Origin of the sequence: Terriglobus saanensis SP1PR4 (assembly GCF_000179915.2) — a bacterium.
GTDB classification, from domain to species: Bacteria; Acidobacteriota; Terriglobia; order Terriglobales; family Acidobacteriaceae; genus Terriglobus; species Terriglobus saanensis.
The window spans coordinates 1520459-1541965 of record NC_014963.1 but is presented as its reverse complement, the minus strand read 5'-3'; the positions used below and the strand labels follow the sequence as shown (position 1 = coordinate 1541965).

Genomic DNA, 21507 nt, shown 5'->3' with positions numbered 1-21507 from the left:
CTTTCGGCCATGAAACATGGCGCGCAAAAGTTCTGCGCGCCATGCTCTACTAAGATCGAAAGCTATGCCTTCGGCAGTTCCGTCGCGCCGATCTGTTGCAGAATGCCAAGTTGATCGGAGCTTCCCCACCGCTCCACCATCTTGCCGTCTTTGAACTTGGAGATCTGCAGCCCGCGTACCTTCACGCTCTTGCCTGTGCCCGGAATTCCCAGGTAGGGCCCCGTATGCGTTCCAGTGAGGGTATACGCAAAGGCAATCGAATCTTCGTCCGCCACCGCCGTCGCCAATTCGATCTTGATATCGGGAAACGCCGTATGCAACTCGGTAAACACAAGCCGATAGCCGTCGGGTCCGGCAACCTGTCCCGGAGCAGGATCGTGATCGACCGAATCCGCCGCAACCACTTCGTCGAACAGCTCAAATTTGCCTGTGCCCGCCGCTTCGGCAAACTTACCGAGTACCGCCTGATTATCCTGCTTCGACATGCTTTTCTCCTTTAGACCATCTATCCCGGTGGCATATGCACCGGCATCTAGTGATATGAGGGACACTAACACTATGGCCATTCGAACCGAAAAAGATTCCCTCGGCAACGTCGAAGTTCCAGCAGAAGCCCTCTACGGCGCACAAACAGCCCGCGCCATCGTGAACTTCCCTATCTCCGGACTTCGCGCCAACCCGGCCCTCATCCGCGCGATCGCCGCCATAAAGCTCGCAGCAGCGCAGGCCAACGCCGATCTGAAGCTCATCACCGCAGAACAGGCCAATGCCATCGAACAGGCCGCGCAGGAGATCCTCGACGGCCAACACCACGACGCCTTCCCCGTGGACGTCTTCCAGGCAGGCGCGGGCGTCAGCTTTCACATGAATGCGAACGAGGTCATCGCGAACCGCGCGGGACAGATCCTCGGCGATCCCCTCGGCTCCTATAAAAAAGTCCACCCCAACGACCACGTCAACTACGGCCAGAGCACCAACGACGTCTTCCCTACCGCCATGCGGCTTTCCGCGCTGCTGGCGCTGGAGGATCTTTATCCGGTTCTCGAATCCCTGCGAAATTCCTTCGAGGAAAAAGCCAAAGAATTCGACGGCATCCTCAAATCCGGCCGTACCCACATGCAGGATGCAACGCCGATCCGGCTGGGCCAGGAGTTCGCCGCCTATGGCGTAGCCATAGCAAAATCATTGCGTCACCTCCGCACGACTTCTGAGTCGCTTCGAGAGCTAGGGCTGGGTGGATCCGCCGTCGGAACAGGGATCAACACGCATCCGCAGTATCGCGCGAAGGCCATCGCGAATCTCTCCAAATTGACGAAGCAGGAGCTCACACCCGCAGCGGACATGCGTTACGCCATGCAATCCTGCGCGCCGATGTCGGAGATCTCCGGCGCGCTCCGCACCCTGGCGCTGGAGATCATCCGCATCTCCAACGACCTTCGCCTGCTCTCTTCCGGACCGAACACCGGTTTCAACGAGATCGGTCTCCCCGGTCTTCAGCCCGGCAGCTCCATCATGCCCGGCAAGGTCAATCCTGTTCTGCCCGAGCTCGCTGCCATGGTGGGCTTTCAGGTCATCGGCAACGACACTGCCGTAGCCCTTGCAGTGCAGGCGGGCCAGCTCGAACTCAATGTCATGATGCCCACCATGGCCCACAACGTCCTGCAGTCCATCACCATCCTCACGCACACCCTGCATGAGCTCGACCATCGCTGCATCCGCGGCATCACCGCCAACACGCCCCGCTGCAACTTCTACGCGCAGTCCACGGTCTCGCTCGCCACCGCATTAAATCCCTACATCGGGTACGCCAGCGCTGCAGAGATCGTCAAAGAATCCGTCGGCACTGGACGCTCGATCCTCGATCTCGCCCGCGAGAAAAAACTCCTCACAGAGGAGCAGATCAGCGAGATCCTCGATCCCCTGGCAATGACCGAGCCGCGCGAAACGATCTAGCGCGCAAATAAAAAGGGCGCCAGCGTCGCCGGCGCCCTTTTGCAGATCGAAAAACGCTACTGGTGTCCCCACCGGTAAACCACACCGACATTCACGCCCACATTGTTCTGGACCGATCCCGTCGAACCCGAAAGACGGTTCGTATTGTCGTCGATGGGAGCGCCGCGAAACAGTGTGCCGACATACGTCGGCGTAATGCGGAACGCGAGGTCATGGTAGAGGTTGTAATCGAAGTTCACTCCTACCGAGAAGGCAGCCACTGTGGACGTATCCCACATGCCGAGGCGGTAGGCCGGAATGGCCTTCGATCCGCCGTCAAAGTTGCCCATGGCCGCGCCTGCCAAGACGTGAGCACTGATCGCCGTCTTCTCTTTACGGTAGAAGCGGTACTGCGGCCCAGCCATGAAGGTGTACTCCGTGATCAGCGGATTCTTGATGTTGAAAATATTGTTGCCGATCTTGGCGTTGCCGTAGGCTCCGCGCACGTCGCCGACGACGCTCCACTCCGGGGTGAAGTTCCGCGTCAGGCTGGTCGCCCAGGTGACTTCATTATTTTTCTGGAGAAACTCTCCGCTACGAAAACGCAGATAACCGCCGCCGCCCGCTACTTCCCATTTGTGGGTGTAGGTCTGTTCGATCGTGCGTGCAATGCGTGCCTGGCGGGTGGCATTGATGCGCCGCTGACGCGAAGTCTGTCCATGTAGAGAAAAAAAGCTCGCCAGAGATACTCCCAGCGCAACGGTGAGCGCCAAACGCGCCCGTGAAGAGAAACGGAACATCAACAAACACTCCTTGAACATCAACAAGCACTTCTACCCGATGTCGCCACTTGGTAGCTTGGAAGCTGGCGGGTTGAACCTCACCGCGTGTCCTCTCTTATTAGAACATCCGCCGCCCCGAATCGCGGCACCGAACACAGCAGGAGCAAGCTATGGCCAAAACAAAATCCACCTCTTCCCGCTCGCGGGGCAAAAAAAGCTCCGGCGGAAAGGTTTTCCTTGGTGTGCTTCTGGGAATCGTGCTCACACTTGGAGCAGTTTACGGGCTCTACCGTTACACCTCGGTCCTGACGCCGCTGCTGCATCGTCCTCATCCAGGCACCAGCACGCTCCCCGCGACCGCGCCAATCACCCAGCCCTCTGCGCCAACCCGCAAACTGGCTCAGAAAATGGCTACCGTCGCGAAAGATGCCCCCTTCAGCCCCAGCGAAGATGTCTTTGAGGGCGGGGCGCACACGTACATGGCCCGGTGCGCTTCCTGCCACGGTGACACACGCCTGACCGCAGACACAGGGCTGGAGATGAATCCTCCCGCAGGGCAGTTCTTCTACGGCAAACACCCGCATGCCCTTACTGCCAGGAAGTCGGCACAGGTTTACGAAATCATCGCCAATGGCCTTCCTCACCAGGGCATGCCGGCCTACAAGGACCAACTCAGCGACACGCAGATCTGGCAGCTCAGCCTTTTGCTCGAAAGCTCGGCGCTGGAACTGCCAGATCCCGTCCGCAGAATCCTGTCTACTTCAACGAATAAGTAATGCCCGTCACAAACTGGAAGCTGTTCTTTTTGTAGCCGGTGCTGGGGTTGTTGATAAAGTTGTCGGTGGTCGTCAGCGCGACGCTCAGGCGTTTGAAGAGCGGAAGCGAGAGGCCGATGCTTCCGTTCGCAGAATAGGCATTGAAGTTATTCCACGCCGGAAGCACAGACGCCTGCTCTGTCAGCACCAGTTTGCGAGGCAGCGTTCTCTTATACGTTTCAGCGAGGGTGGAACCGATCAGGTCCAGGTTCGTGCTGGGGTCCTGAAATCCCTGGCCTTCATAGTGCAGATCGGCCTTTACATCCAACTGCTGCTTTGGAGTCGAGATCGGGGTCCAACCGATACCAAGACCGTAAACGCTCTGCAACTGCAGGCCCTGGGAGAAGTTGTGGTCAAAGCTCGTATTGGCCAACGCATAGAACCTTTGCGTGAAGTACTGATCTCGCTCCAGGTCCGCATGGAAGACACTCGTCTTCACCACGGAATCCGGGGTTGGCGTCGGTTCGGTCTGTGGGATCGTAGGAGTTGTCAGCTTGCCATAGGTTTCTGAGACATCCAACAGGGTACGGTTCCGTGGATTCAGGAAAGTTACGGTCGGAACGGTGCGTGCGAGGGTCAGACCGGCGTTGAATGTTCCTCCATGCTGTGTGGATTGAACAAACGTCGCTCCAGCATTCACAGCGCCCGTCCAGCCATAAAGCGGACCTGCCTTCTTCTCCACTTCACGATCAAAAGTCGTCTGGTCCAGGATGTAGGCCACGTCTTTAATCGGCATCTGCTCCGGTGCTCCCATGGGGCTGGCGACGACGACGGTTCCATCGGTCACTTCCAGGGTTCCGGGATGGAGGTCGCCGCGGGATACGGGAGCGTTCTTCTTCAGGACGGCAAAACTGCCGCTCGACCGCAGTTCTCGCACCTTGGACAGCGGGATCGTCAGTTCGCCTGCCATATCGCTCTTGAAGACGACGGAATCACCCACGCCGCGGACCAGGGCCCCACTGAGCTGATCTCCGTTGGTAAAAACAATCACGTCCGGTAAGGGAGCTGCCGCTTTATCCTCTGCTTTCGCCGGTGGCGGCACCGCCTTGTCCTCCGCTTTCAACTGCTGCGTCCCCACCCCCACCAATATTCCCAACCCCAACATCCACCCGCAAAGATTCCCCATAGTCTCGCCTTTCCCAAAAAAGTACGTCATCATCAGAATATCTGGAGGCCGGACCCAAATGCATTTCGTTGATCTTCCGCGCCTTCCAGCCGCTCTGCCAGATCGCGCCCACCTGTCGGCGTCGCTCTTCCGCACGATGGAAACGTCCAGCATCATCCTCGGGGCATTGGGTGGAGCGCTCGCCGTACGCCGGGACAAAGCCTACAACTACGACTTCACAGGAGTCCTCGGCCTGGGTCTCATCTCCGGCGTAGGTGGAGGTATTGCGCGAGATGTCCTGCTCGGCGACGGTCCACCGCTGGCACTGCAGCACCCTCACTATCTGGCGCTGGCGCTGGCAGGTGCAGTCCTCGCACTCTTCTTCGGAAGCATGGTCGGACACCGCATGCAGACTCTCATGCTCATCGTGGATGCAGCCGGTCTCGGCTTCTATACGGTTGCCGGCGCGACGCGAGCCCTGAACGCCGGCCTTGGATTTCTGCCCTGCCTGCTCCTGGGCATTACGACGGCCGTTGGTGGAGGATCGCTGCGCGATCTCTTCAGCGGACACCCGCCCAGCATCTTCCAGGAAGGCGAACTCTACGCCCTGGTGGCGGCCATAGCGGCCCTTGTGTTTCTTTTACTGCACAAAGTGGGCGTGCCGGACAATGTGGCCACAGGTGTCGCTACCGGTGTGGGCTTCGCGCTTCGGCTGCTTGCCGTACGTTTCGGCTGGCGAACGCGGGCTGTCGACCGAATCCCCTAAAAATACCTGCGAACCTGAGAAATAACCTATTGCCAAACGTGATTCCGTCGGCATAGTATCCGACTCGCGTTCGGCATAGCTCACTTTTTATAAAAACTGTGTGATCGCACGGCCATTTGTTACCAAAAGATTTCTACAAGATCAGCTGCCGGGCATCGACCCGCAGCGAACCGGAGTGATACAGCCATGTCCTGGTACGCGTACTGCATTGCAGAACGAAGCGCTTTTCCACAAATGTCCCGTCACCGCCGTCCAATGCCCCTTGAGGGGATTCACGGCTTATTTGGAAATCAGACCTTCCTCTTCCCCGCGGCAGATCTTACCGTCATCGTTTCCGAGCATTCTCCAGAAGACAACGCACGTCTCACGCAACAGTGCCAAAAAGAACACGCCCGCGTGGTTGCGGACTGCTTCAAACACTCCACGGTGCTTCCCTTCCGATTCAACACCACCTTTGAGGACGACGATGCCCTTCGTCGCTCCGTCCGCTCCAATCACAGGCACTTCTCCGCCAATGTCGAGCGTCTGCGCGGCAAGGCTGAGATGCATCTCAAGGTACTCGTCGACGACACCTGCCCTGAGACTCACAAGATTCTCAACGGCAGTGTCGGCAAGGAATATCTCGAAAGCCTCCGCGAAAATGCCTCACAGCAGCGCGAGCGCCAGTCGCGTGCGCGCGCACTTTCTGTCCAGATGCAGCGGATGTTCCTGCCGCTGGCGACAGAGATTACCTGCAAGCGAACCGATGCGGGCAAGATGTTGCTCGATATCGCCCACCTGATCGATAACAAGACCATCGAACGCTACCAGAACAAGTACTCCTCCGCGCAAACCAGCATGAAGGAGTGCAGCATGCAGCTCTCCGGCCCATGGCCTCCGTACCACTTTGTGGCGAAGTCCAACACCCCGACTGCAGGCTGATCTCTTCCTAAGGACAAAGAAAGACAAAGGGCGCGGATTTCTCCGTGCCCTTCGTCTTTCCACTTCCTATCTCACTATGCGGACTCAGCCTTCTTCCGGCTCAGAACGAAACTCTTCCGCCGACGCCGCTTTCCGCTGGCGTGGTCGATCTTCTTCCAGAAGCCGACAAAATAATCCACAGCGGAGATGATGGAGACGATTGTCATCCAGTAGATGGCGTTGATTGCCACCAAATGCACCGGCACAATAAAACCACCCCAGTTCCACTGGTACCAGCGATGATCCAGAATCGCGGCGACCACAGAGACAATCTGAATAACGGTCTTCAGTTTGCCGATTTCGCTGGCTTCGATCGTGAAGCCTTCGCTTGCGGCGATCGACCGCAGCCCGCTCACAAGAAACTCGCGCCCGATCACCAGTACCGCGATCCAGGGCTTTACGATGGACGGGTTCATGGCCACAAGGCAGATGTACCCCGCCGTGACCAGCAGTTTGTCGGCAAGCGGATCCAGAAGAATCCCCATCGTGGTGATTTGCCCGCGCCGGCGAGCGAGATAACCGTCGAGGCCGTCCGTAATCGACGCAACAATAAAGAGCCCCGAGGCGAGAATCTCCTGCTCTCCATGGATACCACGCGCGAAGAAGTGCGGCGACAGCATCCAGATCAGCAGAGGGATGCAGGCGATCCGACTCATCGTCATGGAGTTGGGCAGATTCACACGGTCATCCTTGCAACTTCTTTCTCGGCATCTGTCAGCATCCTTCCTTGTCCTCGCCCTGTAGTCAAGCGGAGGCGATCTACGGGCGCAATACGCCATTTTTCTGATGCGGCATTTCTAAACTTCCTGAACCGCCAGCGGCTTCACTGGCACTCTTCGGTTGCAGCAAGAGATAGGGAACATTCGCCTGATCGTACAGATTACGCTTCTCACCTTCGATATAAGGAGGCGCATGATCTCCCACGATCACAAACGTCGTTGGAGGAATTGTCGGATCTGCGGCAATCTTTGCAATGCTCTCGAGGGCCACGTGAACATAGCCGAGTTGGTTGCAGACATCCTCGGCATAGCCCGTTGGGCAGGAGTATTCCGGTGCTCCCTCTTCCTCAACAGGAAGATGGGAGTTCAACGTCATCCAATGGACAAAGAGAGGATGCTTGCGGGATGCCAGCAACTGCTTATGAATCATCTGTGCGATGTCCGCGTCGCAGATTCCCTCAAACGCTCCCTCGCAGACATGCATGCCAGGAGTGTCCTTCATCTGCTCCAGAAAGACGCTCTTTTGAAAACCAAAGTCGCGGTACCAGATCGACCGGTGAAACATGCTTCCCGTGTAGCCGTGGATGGCCTCAGTGTCATAGCCAAGCGACCGCAGTTGCCTGGGAAGGCACCGTTCTGACTGCGCTGCTACACTGGCGTCCACACGGACACCGAGTTGTAGTCCACACAACTCCCGCAGTTGGCCGGGAACCGTCGGTCCGTCGAAGGGTACGCTTCCTTCGGTCAACCGATAGCGCTGCAGAATCTCCGGACTGTGAAACATGGCGAACTCGCGCGTGCCTTCGCCCGCATTGAGCTGAAGTCCCATCGACTCCACAAGAACCTGCACGATATTGAGCTTTGCGTAGCGGTTGTCGCCCTTCAAAGGCCGCAGCACATCCGACGCGGAAGGAATCGGCGTTCCCGGAGGCGGGTCGTAGCGAAGCGAAGCCACGATGTACATCGAGGTCCGGTAGAAGGTCTCCCCTACCAGATGCGTACCCCAGCGCTGACCACCGGAGCGCGTGATCGGGTTGTAGCCCTTCAATGTATCCACGCCCAGCAGAAGCACCATCAGAACGGCGGAAGGCGCTGCGGCCCACAGCCCAAGACGAACCCCATCCCTACCGGGCAGAACCTTCAACCAAAGGTAGGTAAACAGAGCGCAGAAGAGAAGCGCCGCCGACACACCGCCGATGAGCGTGCCCGTTTGCACCTGAAAGGCAAAACGAACCGCGTAGGCCAGATCTTCCTGCGTGAAGAAATAAATCTTGTCGAAGACCTTCAATATCTCAACGACATACACCAGGAAGAAACCAACGCCCGCAAGGAAGCGTCCGGCGACGATATAGAGCAGAACAAGCACAAGATAGTCGAGATTGATCTCGGCCACGCGCATATTGATCTCGTGGCGCGCATAGACAAAGGGCAGATTAAACAGAAATGCAGCGACAAGATAGCGCGCTGTGGAAACCCAGAAGCTTCGCTTCTTTAGGAACTCAAAAGTCAAAAGATTGCTCCAGGCTTGGACTCAGGAAAAGAACGCAGAAGTACATCATTGCTGCAAAGGACTAGCGCAGAACATAAGGACCGCTTTACGGTTCTGTGGGAACAAACGATTACTGTATCTCATACAGACGGGGCCCAGCAGGGCAAGGACGCACCTGAGGCACATCTTCCCGCTATGGGATTCATCTACTGGAATTATTTTTTGGGACTCTTGTGGTTTTACCGCAGAGAGGGCTCTGGACCAATAGCACCTTAGTGGACTTCACCGGTATCGATATCGATGGTCCAGGGCTTCGGTTGCGGCAACTTCATCTTTCCGTCACCGATTTCGAGCGGCATCCAGACGTAGCGTGAATCCCAGAGCGCCTCTGGCTTCCACTGGTCGCCCACATAGATTACGGTTGTTTTCGTTTTGCCCTTGACCTTGATCAGCATGGAGGACTGCGTCCCGTAGGTGTTGGCTTCTGGCGGGGCAACATCCTTGAACTCGCTCCACGGGCCCTTTAGGTTCTTTGACGTCGCATAGACGTTGGGATTCGGCTTCCATCCAGTCATGTGCGATCCGAGCACGTAGTAGAGCCCCTCATAATGCACAATCGCTCCACCCTCCAGAGGCGCGTGTACAAAGGCGGTCTCGGTGACATCCATCCCGTCGTCGTTCAGCTGCGCGATGTAGAACCCTCCCGTGGGTCGGCTCTCGAAGATCAGATAGTTTCGTCCGTCGTCATCGACAAACTGTCCGATATCGCGACTCTCTTTGCCCAGCGGGCGGAAGTGCCTCACTAGGCGGTAAGGACCCTCTATGTTTTCACTCACCGCGACACCCACCTCGGCGGCTTTGTAGGCCGCATCCAGGTGGATATACATCACAAACTTCCGCGGGCTGATCTTGAAGACCTTGGGACGTTCGGCCTGCCAGTTCTCTCCGAACTGCTTTCGATACTCGTCTGGCTCAGACAGTTCCAAAACGCGCCCCTTCGTCTCCCACTGCGTCAAGTCCTTGGATCGGTAGCAGCTGATGTAGCGCTTGCTCTTGTCCAGCCCCTGTGTGCGGTCTTCGCCGAACCAGTACCAGAACGCACCCTGCTTCAGAATCCCGCCGCCATGCGCCTGGATCGGCTTCCCATTCTCGTCGTTCCAGACCGCGCCGGGCTCAATCTTCTTCAGGACCGCCTCCGCAAGCTTTCGCACCTCGGGCTTGTCCATAGGATTGTTGGCCTGACCTGAACCTTCCGGCGAAACTTTGGAGTTCAGGCGGACCGTTTCCGCGCCACTCTTACTCCCGGCAGGAGAGTTCCCAGCCTGCGCGTGTACCATCCCGGCGACCAACAAAACAGAAAAGACCAGACCCTTCATTCAACCCTCACACAAGCCGTTAAGCGTAGAACCCGCGCTGCTTCGTTGTATAGGCAACTCGATCGATCGCAAGCATGTAGGCCGCGATCCTGTTGTTGACTCCATGAGACTGCGCGTACCGAATCACTTCGATAAAGCTCTCGCTCATGATCCGGTCAAGCCGCTCGTTGACCTCGGCTTCGGTCCAGAAGTAGCCCATGCGGTCCTGCACCCACTCGAAGTAACTCGTCGTCACGCCGCCTGCATTGGCCAGAATATCCGGCACGATGAAAACACCGTTCTTTTCCAGGATCGCGTCGGCTTTGGGCGTCGTCGGTCCATTGGCGCCTTCTACAAGAATCTTCGCCTTGATGGCTGCAGCATTCCGGCTGGTGATGACATTCTCCGTCGCTGCGGGAATCAGAATGTCGCAGGCATGAATCAGCAACTCGGCCGAATTTGCCTCTTCCGCACCGTTGAAGCCTCGCACACTGCCCGTCTTTGAACGATGTAGAAGCAAGACTTCGATGTCGATCCCGGCGGCGTTATAGAGACCACCATCCCACTCGGCGATGCCGACCACCTTGTACCCCTTCTGCGCCAGCAGACGTGCAGCGTTGGAACCCACGTTGCCAAAACCCTGCACGATCACGGTCGTCTCTGCTGGCTTCATGCCGAGATGCTTGAGAGCTTCATCGCAGACGATCGAGATGCCGCGCCCCGTGGCCGCCGTGCGACCCCGCGAACCGCCGATGTTGATCGGCTTGCCGGTCACGACGCTGGTCACGGTCTGGCGCATGTGCATGGAGTAGGTATCCATGATCCATGCCATGGTTTGTTCGTTTGTGTTCATGTCCGGCGCGGGAACATCCTTCTCCGGGCCGATGAACTCGATCAGCTCCGACGTGTACCGCCGCGTCATCCTCTCCAGTTCGCCCTGGCTCATCTTCTTCGGATCGCAGATCACGCCACCCTTGGCTCCGCCGAAGGGAATGTTCACGACCGCGCACTTCCATGTCATCCAGCTTGCCAGTGCACGAACCTCGTCGAGCGAGACATCCGGCGAATAGCGGATCCCACCCTTGGCAGGACCGCGAGCCATCGAGTGCTGCACGCGATAGCCGGTAAAGACTTCAATGGAACCGTCGTCCATCAGCACGGGAAAGTGAACGATAATTTCGCGCGAAGGCTGCCGCAGCACCTTCCAGATTCCCGTCTCCAACTGCAGCTTCTTGGCGGCGAAATCAAATCGCTCTGCCTGGGCCTCCCACGGGTTCAACTCTTTTACATCCTGACTCAACTCATCGAGAACATCGATTGCCATACCACTTCGCCTTGCCTTTCATTTCAACTACTTTCGCCCGAGGGCACCTTAGGTTGGACGTAACCTGGACAGGGTGGATGCCCTATTTCTTGGTCGTTCGGGTACCTAAAGTTTCCCCGGTCAACAGCCGGATCATTCTAGTGCGAAAAAAATACCTTGCGCTTCTTGCCTGAGAGGATGTAGACCTTCTACATAGTTCATGTAGAAGGTCTACACCCTATGGCGAAGAAAAGCGGCTACCAGAACCGGATCGAACTTCTCCAGGGAACGCTGGACATGTTGATCCTGCAGACCCTGCAATGGGGTGAACAACATGGTTATGGCATCAGCCAGGCGATCCGTGCCACTTCGGGGGAAGTGTTGCAGGTGGAGACGGGATCGCTTTATCCGGCCCTTCATCGGCTGGAACGCCAGGATTGGGTGAAAGCCGAGTGGAAGAAAAGCGAGAGCAACCAGCGGGCGAAGTTCTACAAGATCACCGCGCTCGGCAAAGAACAGCTCGCCTCCGACTATGAGCGGTGGGGAAAGATGGTCGCGACGATTGAGGCCATCATGACATCTACGAGAGGTGAAGCATGAAGTTCTTTCGGTTTTCGCGGCACAAGTCAGACCTGGCGGAAGAAATCGAAAGCCATTTGAAGATGGCCATCGCCGACCGCATCGCGCGGGGAGAATCTCCCGAAACTGCACAGAAGGAAGCCAGGCGCGAGTTCGGAAACATCCCTCTCGTCGCGGATGTAACCCGTGAGCGATGGGGATGGCTCCGGCTGGAGCAGCTTGCGCAAGACCTGCGTTACGCTCTCCGCACATTGGGGCGCGACCGCGGCTTCACCTTTGTTGCGGTAGTAATCCTCGCGCTGGGCATTGGTGCGAACATCGTGGTCTTTAGCGTGGTGCACGCCATCCTGCTGCGTCCGCTTCCCTTTTATCAGTCGCAGAATCTTGTCTGGATCGCGCCGCCGGGAAGCGGCCACGATCTCTCCGGTGCGACGTATTCCTCTGACGCCTACGACGATCTGCGCTCCATGAATAAATCGTACGAAGACGTGACAGCGTATTTTGCGTTCTCGACACCGGACAACCTCAAGCTCACGGGATATGGCGAGCCAAGCCCTGTGACAGACATCTCGGTCGCCGGGAACTTCTTCCATGTCCTCGGAGTCTCCGCCGAACTTGGTCGTACATTCACAGAAGAAGAGACGCGCACGGGCGGCGTGGTTCTGCTCACACATGGCTACTGGAAGCGGCAGTTTGGCGGCGACCGCAACATCGTCGGCAAAGCCATTCGGCTCAACGGCCATCTTGTCCAGGTCGTCGGTGTGCTTCCGGAGAGCTTCGATTTTGGCGCAGTCTTTTCTCCTGGGTCGAAGGTCGATATGTTCGATCCGCAGGTGATGAAAGATCTGCGCAACAATGGAAACACGCTGGCGTTCATCGGTCGACTCAAGCCGGGAGTCACCCTGGGACAAGCGCAGAACGAGGCAACGACACTCTTTCCAAAGTTCTATTGGAGCAAGCTCTCTCCGGAATCCCTCGGCGTCTACAAAGATCGCGCAAGACCCATTTACTTGAAGGACTACGTCAGCGGAGCTCTGCGGCGGTCTCTTATTGTCCTCTGGTGCGCCGTGGGAATGATCCTACTCATCGTCTGCGTAAATCTCTCCAACCTTCTTCTCGCGCGAGCTGCTTCCCGTAGCCGGGAGTTTGCGCTGCGTATCTCGTTAGGCGCGGGTCGCGGGCGACTGGTGCGGCAACTACTCACGGAGAGCCTCGTCCTCTCAGGAGCGGGAGCCGCGCTGGGTCTCTGCCTGGCTTATGGCGCAACGCTTTGGCTCTCGCACCAGGGATCGATCGCTCTCCCTCTCATGAGCACGGTTCGTGTCGACGGCGTTGTTCTTACATGGACGGTCGGGATCGCGATTGCAGCAGGTCTGCTTTTTGGACTTGCGCCCGGTCTGAAGATGTCCAGCGGGAATCTGCAGGAGTCGCTCAAGGATGCTGGTACGGGCACGGGCGATAGTCCGAAGCATGAACGTCTGCGGAATTTCCTCGTCATCTCAGAGGTCGCGCTGGCCTGCGTCCTGGTCATTGGCGCGGGCCTGCTTCTGCGCAGTTTTCTACAGGTCATGCGCGCCGATCTGGGATTTCAGCCAAGCCAGAGCTCGGCCATCAACATCGAGTACACCAGCAACGTGGACTACAACAGCAACGCCTCCATCGAACAACGCAATGCGCTTGTGCAGGACCTATCGCAACGAATAAGCGCCCTTCCCGGCGTAGAGGCCGCCGGGATCTCGGATAACCTGCCCCTTCTACGCAATCGGAGTTGGAGCGCACCAACCGTCAAGGGCAGGAGCTACGCCAAAGGCGAGGATCCGTCGGCGTTCGTCTACATCACCTATCCGGGATATTTGAAGGCCATCGGGCTGCGCTTGCGTGGCCGCGATTTTGCCTGGTCGGACAATACGAAAGCCGAAGGCACGATCATCCTGAATCAGACAGCGGCGGACGCCATGTGGCCGGGTGAAGACGCCGTCGGACGGACTGCAGTCCTACAGGGCCGAGATCTGCGCGTCGTCGGTGTGATCGCTGACGTCCATGGAATCAACATCGAAGAAAAGTCGGGGCGCGAAATGTATCTGCCGGCGACGCAGTGGGGCGGCGGCAACCTTCTCGTCGTCCGATCCAAGCTGCCAACCGAAGTGCTTGCGCCAGGTATTATAAGGACCCTGCGGCAGATCAACCCGGAGCAGCCTGCGGCGGAGCTTCGTCCCATGCAGAGCGTGGTCAATCACGCCACTTCACCGCGAAAATTCTTTGCCCTGCTGGTCGGGATCTTCGCCGCGCTCGGACTTCTCCTCGCATCGCTCGGAATCTACGGAGTCATCTCGTATTCCGTGACGCGGCAGACCCGAGAGATCGGCATTCGCATGGCGCTGGGAGCTACGCGGGAGCGCGTGCAGTTCGGTGTGATCTCGAAGACATTACGCATGGCGCTGATCGGAGTCGCGGTCGGGATCGTGGCTTCTCTGGTGGTAGCAAGAGCGATCAGTTCGATGCTCTTCGGCACGCAGCCAACCGATCCGATCACCTTTGCCGCCATGATCATGCTTTTGACGGGTGTGGCCTTTATGGCAGGTTATCTTCCTGCTCGGCGGGCTTCACGCATCGATCCGATGATGGCTCTCCGTAGCAACTGACCGTAGCAGAGACCCGCGTTGTGTCTACATACAACACCTTTGCCTGCAACTCTAAATTTCACGCGCACACTCCTCGCGGTGACTCTGGCTGGCTAAAGAGCTTCGGCAGTGACGGTGATCGTAGGAGCGGGCTGCTTCAACTTTGAAGCTAGTTCGGGATCAGTATTGCCAAGCACTCTGAAGTGCATCTCCTGTGTCACGACCGTAGGCTTGCCAAGCTGCAGATCGACTGATCGCTGAAATTCTCCATGTTGATGTCTCGCCGAGACAAGGCCCGGAATCGCTGGAGCTTCACGGTCGGACTGCATCGCGATATGCAGTGCTAGACCCGTGGAAGATGCGTGGACATTGCTACATTCAAAGAGCTGCTGAGTAACAGATTGTTTATCTCTATCACTCCCTGATATGAGGTTTGCCCGCGCTACTCCCATCTTGCTCGGTGCGACCGGAACATCCAGCACAAAACTTTGCTTCCCCATTTCGCCCTCGCCGGAATCGACTACGAAGATGAGGCGGTAGTGTCTTGTCACAGGATCAGAACTATGAGCTGACGATTGAGCTAATCCCGCTGAAGCGACTGTCAGAGCAAGAGCAATTGCGAAGTGTTTTGTCATGCGACGACTTTCCTTGAAACAGAATTTTGCGGCAGGAGCTGATAGAGCTCTGACCGTCATCAAGTGATTTTCGTGAGCTACAGAGCCCCGATTTAAACCAAGTTTCTTAACAGCCTGACCTGTCCGCATACAATGCCTCTGTGCCTGCAACTCCAAATTTCACGAGTACGCAGCGCGTGCTCCTCGCCGTAGTCCCGCCGCTCGCCAGCGGTCTCATCCGTCTGCTTGGGTGCACGCTTCGCTTCCGTGACGTCTGCGATCCTGGCGTAACTCCGGGCCATCTCATACCGCCGCCGGGAGTCTTTGGCTTCTGGCACCGCTCGCTCCTGATGGCGGCCTACCGCTTCCGGAACATGGGCATCGCGATCCTGATCTCGCAGTCCTTCGATGGCGAACTCATTGCCCGCACGGTGGAACGCCTTGGCTTCGTCGCGATTCGGGGTTCCTCCTCGCGCGGTGGAGCGGTTGCCCTGCTGCAGATGGAACGTGCGGTGAAGTCAGGCCTGCTTGCTGCCTTCACTGCGGATGGCCCCCGAGGTCCTGTGTACGTTGCCAAACCCGGCCTCACCCAGTTGGCGCAGCGCACAACCGGGGACGCTGGAGCCTTCCATCTCCATCCCTCCAGCGCATGGAAACTGAAGAGCTGGGATCTCTTCTTTATCCCCAAACCTTTCAGCCGTGTGACGGTCTCCTGGCCTGCGCATGTCCTGATCGCTCCAGACGCCGATCTGGCCGAAGCCCTAGTTCGGGTACAGCAGATGATGGAGCGCGCCACGCAGATGGCGGTCACCGCGTGAGCATCTCGCCGCAGCTGAACCTAAACTAAAAGAGTGCGCGTCTCCGACTTCCACTTCGACCTTCCGCCTGAACTGATCGCCCAGAAGCCTCCCGTCGAGCGCGACGCGGCACGGATGCTGACCGTCGACCGGTCGACCGGTCACCTGGAGGATAAGAACTTCCTCGACCTTCCTGATCTACTGCGGAAAGGTGACCTCCTCGTCCTCAACAACTCCCGTGTGATTCCTGCGCGGCTCTTCGCACGCCGTGCAGGGCTTCGGACGCAGAGTAGCTCTCCTGCCCCGAGCGGACAGATCGAAGTCCTCCTCACACAGCCCTTTGGCGGAGGCCGCTGGCGTGCGCTGGTGAAGCCTGGTCGAAAAGTCCAGGTCGGAGAGCGCCTGGTCTTCGGAGAAGACGAGCTTCAAGCGGAAGTCATGGAGACCGGAGAGTTCGGCGAGCGCACCCTGCGCTTTGCTCCCAACCCGGACTTTTTCGCCACGCTGGAGCGCATTGGCCACATGCCTCTGCCGCCATATATCCACCGCGCCGATTCCGCCGAAGACCGGTCTCGCTACCAGACGGTCTTCTCCGATTTGGAACTAAAGGGCTCAGCGGCTGCGCCGACGGCAGGCCTGCACTTCACCCCAGAAACCTTAAACAAGATTCAAAGCAAAGGTGTACAAGTTCAACAAATAACGCTACATGTAGGACTTGGAACCTTTCAGCCTCTGCGCGTGGAAGATCTCTCTGAGATCCGTCTCCACGAAGAGCCTTATACTCTGCCCGAGTCGACAGCCGAGGCCATCAACAGGGCCAAGGCCGAAGGTCGCCGCGTTGTTGCCGTGGGAACAACGACCGTCCGTACGCTGGAGCACTGCGCTTCCCAGGATCCCGGCCAACCCCTCGCACCCCATTCCGGTACGACCTCAATCTTTCTTTCGCCGGGCTATGAGTTTCGGGTGGTCGATGCCCTGCTGACAAACTTCCATCTTCCGCAGTCGACCCTGCTGATGCTCGTCTCCGCCTTCGCGGGGCGGGAGCAAGTGCTCGCCGCATATCGGCATGCCGTGGAATCAAGGTACAGGTTCTTCTCTTACGGTGACTGCATGTTTCTGAGTTGACCCTCAGCTCACGGGAATGGCCTCGGAAAGAGGCGGGGCCTCATCGCCATTGGAGAGCTCTTCGCACTCTACGCGATTACGACCACCGTTCTTGGCCCGATAGAGCGCCGTATCCGCAGCGATCAGCAACTCCTCAGAAGTGTCTTCCATGGAGTAGTCCGATTGGGTCGCCGCGCCCACGCTGACCGTCACAATGCCGCTCGGGGCTCCTGGGTGGGGGTACGCCATCCTGGCAATGGCCTGCCTCATGTTCTCCGCTACCGTCAACGCGCCTCGGATATCGGTCTGGGGAAGGATGACGACGAACTCCTCCCCTCCATACCGCACGATGGAGTCGCCGTCTCGCTGAAGATTGGACATCAACTTCTGCGCCACTGCCGTCAGGCAGTCATCGCCCTGCAGATGGCCCAACGTGTCGTTGAATGCCTTGAAGTGGTCGATATCGATCAGGAGAAGCGTCAGGGGCTGCTTGCCGCGCTGGGCACGCTTCCACTCCCGCAGGAGTGCAAGATCGAACCAACGGCGATTATGCACGCCCGTGAGGGGGTCGGTGTGAGAGATCATCTCCATGACATTCCGCGCGTCAATGAGTCTGCTCTGCGACTTCTGATATCGGAACTGGAGATACGACGACCTGATCGCGAAGAGAAAAATCGCAAGCATGCTGCAGATCACCGGGATCAGCGCAAAGTGACCAGCACTGGCGATCGCCAGGCAGAGAAGAAGAACAGACACGGGCAGAAAGACCGAACTTCCGATCCGAATGAGTGCGGAAGCTTCCACGTGAGTACTGCTCTCCTGCTCGATGCGGAAGCGGAAGTGGAAGACCGTCATCGCAGCGAAACAGATGACCGGGAGATCGGCCAGAACAAACCAGACCGATCCAGCCGGCACATCCCACTTGAAAACGGCCACATGGGTCAGGAAGAACCAGATCAAGTTCATGGGCCAGAGAAACCAGCAGAGAGCGCGGCAGTACACCTTATCGTCAATAGAGCGCGCGGCGTAGAACCGCGCCGTCGCCAGTGCGAGCAAGAGGAAGTTTTCGACATCCAGATAATGCATCGCGGCGAAATCCTGCAACGGCGGACGGATTCCCTGCAGGTTCATGGTGAAGCCGGGATACAGCAGCGTCACAAACAGAAAGCAGACAAGAGCCAGTTGGGCTCCGTCGATCCACGCAAACGCGGAGGGTTCTTCTCCGTCTTCGCTCTTACAGAGGGCGAAGAGAAGCGGAAGCCCACGAAACGCGAAGAGAACAGCGTGAATGGATGTTCCATAGGGACCCACCCCAGGAAGGTGGCCATACAGAATCGACAGATAGCCTGCGATGAAGAGGGTGAAACTGGCCGCTGCCATAAACCACTTCAGACGAAGCGCACCCACTGCCATCCGCGCCTTTTGCACCGACAGACCGACGCCACTCGCATATGCGAGCGCAAGAAAGCAACAGGTCACCCAACCCTGCCTGGGAGTCAGTAGAGAGCAAGCAATATGTCCTGACGCAACGACCAAAAGAAAATAAAACCAAAGCCGTGCACTTTGGGATTCTCCCATCGCTCGCCGACTATTTAAAGAACTCAACTGCCACCTCGTAAAGTGTCTTCATGAGTAAGAGTTCGTAGCCTCTACTTCATCTGCAGTCTCTAAAATTTGCCTCATCGTATTATCTCAAATGGCCGCAAGCAACAAAATCCTTGCCGATCTATCCTGAGAGTATGGCCCCCTCAACCAAGCCGCCCGTCTACCTGCTCGATACCATGGCCTTCGTTTTCCGCGCCTATCATGCCATGCAGCGCTCGCGCCCCATGTCGACACGCACCGGTATTCCCACGGCGGCTACCTATGTCTTCGTCAATATGATCAATAAGCTCCGCCGCGACTTCGCGCCCCATTATCTGGCGGCGATTTACGAAGGCGGTGCACCGGTACACCGCAACGAGCTGGCCGCCGAGATGAAGACGATGCGGAAGTTCAACATCAAAACCCAGCAGTTTGATGAGGTTGACTACCTCGGCTACAAGGCCAATCGTTCAGAAACCCCGCCCGATCTGGAACAGCAGCAGCCTTATATTCGCCGTGCGCTCGAAGCCTTCCGTATTCCGATCCTGTCTTACGAGGGCTACGAGGCTGACGACGTCATCGGCACGCTGAGTTGTCGGCTGGCGGAGCAGGGGCATCACGTCTACGTCGTCTCCTCGGATAAGGACATGATGCAGCTCGTGAATGAGAACGTTTCCATCCTTAACCCGATGAAGGACAACCTGATTCTCGACCCAGCCAAGGTGGAAGAGGTGTTGGGCGTCCCGCCCCGGCAAGTCGTTGACGTAATGGCCCTTCGCGGAGATTCTATTGACAACATCCCGGGCGCACCGGGCATCGGCGACAAGGGATCCGTGGAACTCATCCAGGCCTTCGGCTCTGTTGAAAACGCTCTGGACAAGGCAGCCGACGTAAAAAAGAAGACCCAGCGCGAATCGCTCCAGAACAACCGCGAGATGGTGCTGCTCTCAAAGGAACTGGCAACGATCCACTGCAATCTGCCGATGGAGTTTTCGCTCGAAGACATGACTACAACTGAGCCGGAACCTGTCCTTCTGCGAGCGCTGTTCTCTGAGCTGGAGTTCACGACTCTCCTTAAGGAGCTGGCACCTCCTGCGACTGCCGAGAAGGCGAATCTGATCACCAAGCCAAATGCAGAGGAAATCTCAACCCTTTTGCAATCAGCGAGAAGCAGGCAGAATCTGACTATATTTCTCCAGGAGTCCGAAGCTGCCCTGGCTGCAGAGATCTGCGCCGACGACAGCTCCGAATCGACCGAAGGAGAAGAGCCGGAACCACCGCCAACGGAAAATATGTCTCTCTTTGGCGCGCCTGAACCAGAGATACCAGCCATCACCGCAGCCGAGCCGACCGGCAATACGCTCATGGCCGGTCTGGCAGCGGACGATAACACGGCCCTGCTCCTCGATCTCAACGCCCCCGAGGCGACCGCGATACGAGATGCGCTCAAGGATCCGGCCCTTCCCAAAACGACCCACGATCTGAAGTCGCTGCTTCATACGGCCGGACAGCGCGGCCTCGAGATCGCGAATGTCGCCCACGACGTCATGCTGTATAGCTACCTTATTAATCCAACGCACGGCTCGCATAAGCTGGCGGACGTCGCCGCGCGGATGGGCCAGAGTATTACGCCGCTGGTAAAAAATCAGACGCCACCCGCGACAGCACTCCCTGAAGCCGCCTCTGCGATCCACCGGCTCGCGCCCGCGCTTCGCATACAAGCCGAAGAAGGCGAGCTTCTTAAGCCCTATGAGGAGATCGACCTTCCTCTGGTTCCGGTTCTGCTGCGGATGGAACAGGTGGGATGCCGTATCGATTCGCAGGTGCTGCGCGATATGAGCTCCAAGCTGGCCGTGGACATGGATGCTCTGGCCGAGCGCATCTATGCGATGTCCGGGCACCGCTTCAATATCAACTCGCCTAAGCAGCTGGGAGATGTTCTCTTCAACAAGATGGATCTCCCCAAGCCGATGAAGTACGGCAAGGGTAAGGTCGTCTCCACTGCACAGGATGTTCTGGAAGAGCTTGCGGCGCACCACGAGGCCCCAGCGCTGGTGCTGGAGTACCGGCAGTTGGCGAAGCTGCGCAGCAACTACACGGAGCAGCTTCCACAACTGGCCGACCGCGAAGGACGCGTCCATACGACGTTCAATCAGGTGGGCACCGCGACCGGGCGGCTCAGCTCCACGAACCCGAATCTGCAGAACATTCCGACGCGGACCGCACTTGGTCGTGAGATCCGTGCGGCCTTCATTCCGGCTGAGGGAAACGTCCTCCTCTCCGCGGACTATTCGCAGATCGAGCTGCGGCTGATGGCGCACTTCTCGCAGGATCCCTTGCTGCTCGACGCATACCGCACGGGCAAGGACATCCATACCATTACGGCAGCAGAGGTCTTCGAAGTCGATCCTGAGACGATGGACAAGGAAACACGCAACCGCGCGAAGGCCGTGAACTTCGGCATCGTCTATGGCATCTCGCCCTTTGGTCTGGCGGCGCAACTGGGTATCCCGCAGGGCGAGGCCAAGCTTTATATCGAACGCTATCGTGAGCGCTATGCCGGGGTGACGGCCTTCATCGAACGGACGATCTCAGACACACGCTCGACGGGGAAAGTTTCTACGCTCTTCGGACGCACGCGTCCCATTCCCGATATCGGTTCACGGAACCCTAATCAGAGGGGATTCGCAGAGCGCACTGCGGTGAATACGCCTCTCCAGGGCACCGCTGCGGACATGATCAAGATCGCCATGCTCAAGATCGACGCAGCGCTTACGGAGCGGAAGCTGGCGACGCGCATGACGCTCCAGGTGCATGATGAACTACTCTTCGATGCGCCGGTGGGTGAAACGGAGGAGGTTGCTGCACTTGTAAAGCTGGAGATGGAGGGGGTGGTTTCGCTTTCGATTCCGATTGTGGCCGAAGTTGGGAAGGGACCGAACTGGAGAGACGCGAAATAGGTCAATAAATTCGAAAATCAAA

18 protein-coding genes are annotated in these 21507 nt (G+C 57.7%); 9 read left to right on the top strand and 9 right to left on the bottom strand.

Annotated elements, in window-relative coordinates:
* Positions 1-62: 62 nt before the first annotated feature.
* On the bottom strand, positions 63-485 hold the full coding sequence (locus ACIPR4_RS06430) for an ester cyclase (RefSeq protein ID WP_013567842.1): 423 nt from the start codon (positions 483-485) through the stop codon (positions 63-65).
* Positions 486-558: 73 nt separating this feature from the next.
* Here ACIPR4_RS06430 and ACIPR4_RS06425 point away from each other — a divergent pair, with 73 nt between their 5' ends.
* Positions 559-1953, top strand: coding sequence for an aspartate ammonia-lyase (locus ACIPR4_RS06425; RefSeq protein WP_013567841.1), 1395 nt, complete (start codon positions 559-561; stop codon positions 1951-1953).
* 56 nt (positions 1954-2009) lie between these two features.
* On the opposite strand, the gene ACIPR4_RS06420 is transcribed toward ACIPR4_RS06425, so the two are convergent.
* On the bottom strand, positions 2010-2732 hold the full coding sequence (locus tag ACIPR4_RS06420) for a hypothetical protein (RefSeq protein ID WP_013567840.1): 723 nt from the start codon (positions 2730-2732) through the stop codon (positions 2010-2012).
* 152 nt (positions 2733-2884) lie between these two features.
* Here ACIPR4_RS06420 and ACIPR4_RS21535 point away from each other — a divergent pair, with 152 nt between their 5' ends.
* Positions 2885-3490, top strand: a complete 606-nt coding sequence (locus ACIPR4_RS21535) for a c-type cytochrome (RefSeq protein ID WP_013567839.1) — start codon at positions 2885-2887, stop codon at positions 3488-3490.
* On the opposite strand, the gene ACIPR4_RS06410 is transcribed toward ACIPR4_RS21535, so the two are convergent.
* Positions 3471-4655, bottom strand: a complete 1185-nt coding sequence (locus ACIPR4_RS06410; protein WP_013567838.1) for a DUF481 domain-containing protein — start codon at positions 4653-4655, stop codon at positions 3471-3473. The genes ACIPR4_RS21535 and ACIPR4_RS06410 overlap by 20 nt on opposite strands.
* A gap of 58 nt (positions 4656-4713) precedes the next feature.
* Here ACIPR4_RS06410 and ACIPR4_RS06405 point away from each other — a divergent pair, with 58 nt between their 5' ends.
* Both ACIPR4_RS06405 and ACIPR4_RS06400 read left to right on the top strand, forming a co-directional pair.
* Positions 4714-5400: a trimeric intracellular cation channel family protein gene (locus tag ACIPR4_RS06405; protein ID WP_013567837.1), complete on the top strand. Its 687-nt coding sequence runs from the start codon at positions 4714-4716 to the stop codon at positions 5398-5400.
* A 186-nt stretch (positions 5401-5586) separates the two neighbouring features.
* A complete protein-coding gene (locus tag ACIPR4_RS06400) occupies positions 5587-6321 on the top strand; it encodes a GvpL/GvpF family gas vesicle protein (RefSeq protein WP_013567836.1) in 735 nt (244 codons plus the stop codon).
* Positions 6322-6395: 74 nt separating this feature from the next.
* Here ACIPR4_RS06400 and pgsA read toward each other — a convergent pair whose 3' ends face one another.
* The 4 genes from pgsA to ACIPR4_RS06380 all read right to left on the bottom strand — a co-directional run bounded on the left by pgsA (position 6396) and on the right by ACIPR4_RS06380 (position 11247).
* Positions 6396-7040, bottom strand: a complete 645-nt coding sequence (gene pgsA, locus ACIPR4_RS06395; RefSeq protein WP_013567835.1) for a CDP-diacylglycerol--glycerol-3-phosphate 3-phosphatidyltransferase — start codon at positions 7038-7040, stop codon at positions 6396-6398.
* A 79-nt stretch (positions 7041-7119) separates the two neighbouring features.
* Positions 7120-8589 carry a sulfatase-like hydrolase/transferase gene (locus ACIPR4_RS06390; RefSeq protein ID WP_013567834.1) on the bottom strand — a complete coding sequence of 490 codons (1470 nt, stop codon included), beginning with the start codon at positions 8587-8589 and terminating at the stop codon, positions 7120-7122.
* Positions 8590-8840: 251 nt separating this feature from the next.
* Positions 8841-9944: a family 43 glycosylhydrolase gene (locus ACIPR4_RS06385; protein ID WP_013567833.1), complete on the bottom strand. Its 1104-nt coding sequence runs from the start codon at positions 9942-9944 to the stop codon at positions 8841-8843.
* Between the two features lie 19 nt (positions 9945-9963).
* Entirely contained in the window at positions 9964-11247 is a 1284-nt protein-coding gene (locus tag ACIPR4_RS06380) for a Glu/Leu/Phe/Val family dehydrogenase (RefSeq protein ID WP_013567832.1), read from the bottom strand.
* 219 nt (positions 11248-11466) lie between these two features.
* On the opposite strand from ACIPR4_RS06380, the gene ACIPR4_RS06375 reads away from it, so the two are divergent.
* Positions 11467-11826, top strand: coding sequence for a PadR family transcriptional regulator (locus ACIPR4_RS06375; RefSeq protein WP_013567831.1), 360 nt, complete (start codon positions 11467-11469; stop codon positions 11824-11826).
* A complete protein-coding gene (locus ACIPR4_RS06370; protein WP_013567830.1) occupies positions 11823-14447 on the top strand; it encodes an ABC transporter permease in 2625 nt (874 codons plus the stop codon). The genes ACIPR4_RS06375 and ACIPR4_RS06370 overlap by 4 nt, the downstream gene beginning before the upstream one ends.
* 92 nt (positions 14448-14539) lie before the next feature.
* On the opposite strand, the gene ACIPR4_RS06365 is transcribed toward ACIPR4_RS06370, so the two are convergent.
* A complete protein-coding gene (locus tag ACIPR4_RS06365) occupies positions 14540-15190 on the bottom strand; it encodes a hypothetical protein (protein WP_144312337.1) in 651 nt (216 codons plus the stop codon).
* Positions 15191-15237: 47 nt separating this feature from the next.
* On the opposite strand from ACIPR4_RS06365, the gene ACIPR4_RS06360 reads away from it, so the two are divergent.
* Entirely contained in the window at positions 15238-15858 is a 621-nt protein-coding gene (locus tag ACIPR4_RS06360; RefSeq protein WP_245536472.1) for a lysophospholipid acyltransferase family protein, read from the top strand.
* Between the two features lie 33 nt (positions 15859-15891).
* Positions 15892-16962, top strand: a complete 1071-nt coding sequence (queA, locus tag ACIPR4_RS06355; RefSeq protein WP_013567827.1) for a tRNA preQ1(34) S-adenosylmethionine ribosyltransferase-isomerase QueA — start codon at positions 15892-15894, stop codon at positions 16960-16962.
* A gap of 3 nt (positions 16963-16965) precedes the next feature.
* Here the strand turns inward: queA and ACIPR4_RS21530 are convergent, their stop codons facing one another.
* Positions 16966-18354 (bottom strand): GGDEF domain-containing protein, encoded by a 1389-nt coding sequence (locus tag ACIPR4_RS21530; protein WP_049780788.1) that lies wholly within the window; start codon positions 18352-18354, stop codon positions 16966-16968.
* 326 nt (positions 18355-18680) lie between these two features.
* Here ACIPR4_RS21530 and polA point away from each other — a divergent pair, with 326 nt between their 5' ends.
* Entirely contained in the window at positions 18681-21485 is a 2805-nt protein-coding gene (polA, locus tag ACIPR4_RS06345; protein WP_013567825.1) for a DNA polymerase I, read from the top strand.
* Positions 21486-21507: the final 22 nt, after the last annotated feature.

Excerpts from the sequence above, each read along its gene's own strand:
- ACIPR4_RS06405 (WP_013567837.1), top strand. The coding sequence starts at position 4,714 with ATGCATTTCGTTGATCTTCCGCGCCTTCCAGCCGCTCTGCCAGATCGC.
- ACIPR4_RS06365 (WP_144312337.1), bottom strand. The coding sequence starts at position 15,190 with ATGCGGACAGGTCAGGCTGTTAAGAAACTTGGTTTAAATCGGGGCTCT.
- ACIPR4_RS06425 (WP_013567841.1), top strand. The coding sequence starts at position 559 with ATGGCCATTCGAACCGAAAAAGATTCCCTCGGCAACGTCGAAGTTCCA.
- polA (WP_013567825.1), top strand. The coding sequence starts at position 18,681 with ATGGCCCCCTCAACCAAGCCGCCCGTCTACCTGCTCGATACCATGGCC.
- ACIPR4_RS06420 (WP_013567840.1), bottom strand. The coding sequence starts at position 2,732 with ATGTTCCGTTTCTCTTCACGGGCGCGTTTGGCGCTCACCGTTGCGCTG.
- ACIPR4_RS06410 (WP_013567838.1), bottom strand. The coding sequence starts at position 4,655 with ATGGGGAATCTTTGCGGGTGGATGTTGGGGTTGGGAATATTGGTGGGG.
- ACIPR4_RS06400 (WP_013567836.1), top strand. The coding sequence starts at position 5,587 with ATGTCCTGGTACGCGTACTGCATTGCAGAACGAAGCGCTTTTCCACAA.
- ACIPR4_RS21530 (WP_049780788.1), bottom strand. The coding sequence starts at position 18,354 with ATGGCAGTGGGTGCGCTTCGTCTGAAGTGGTTTATGGCAGCGGCCAGT.
- ACIPR4_RS06375 (WP_013567831.1), top strand. The coding sequence starts at position 11,467 with ATGGCGAAGAAAAGCGGCTACCAGAACCGGATCGAACTTCTCCAGGGA.
- ACIPR4_RS21535 (WP_013567839.1), top strand. The coding sequence starts at position 2,885 with ATGGCCAAAACAAAATCCACCTCTTCCCGCTCGCGGGGCAAAAAAAGC.
- ACIPR4_RS06385 (WP_013567833.1), bottom strand. The coding sequence starts at position 9,944 with ATGAAGGGTCTGGTCTTTTCTGTTTTGTTGGTCGCCGGGATGGTACAC.
- ACIPR4_RS06380 (WP_013567832.1), bottom strand. The coding sequence starts at position 11,247 with ATGGCAATCGATGTTCTCGATGAGTTGAGTCAGGATGTAAAAGAGTTG.
- ACIPR4_RS06430 (WP_013567842.1), bottom strand. The coding sequence starts at position 485 with ATGTCGAAGCAGGATAATCAGGCGGTACTCGGTAAGTTTGCCGAAGCG.
- ACIPR4_RS06370 (WP_013567830.1), top strand. The coding sequence starts at position 11,823 with ATGAAGTTCTTTCGGTTTTCGCGGCACAAGTCAGACCTGGCGGAAGAA.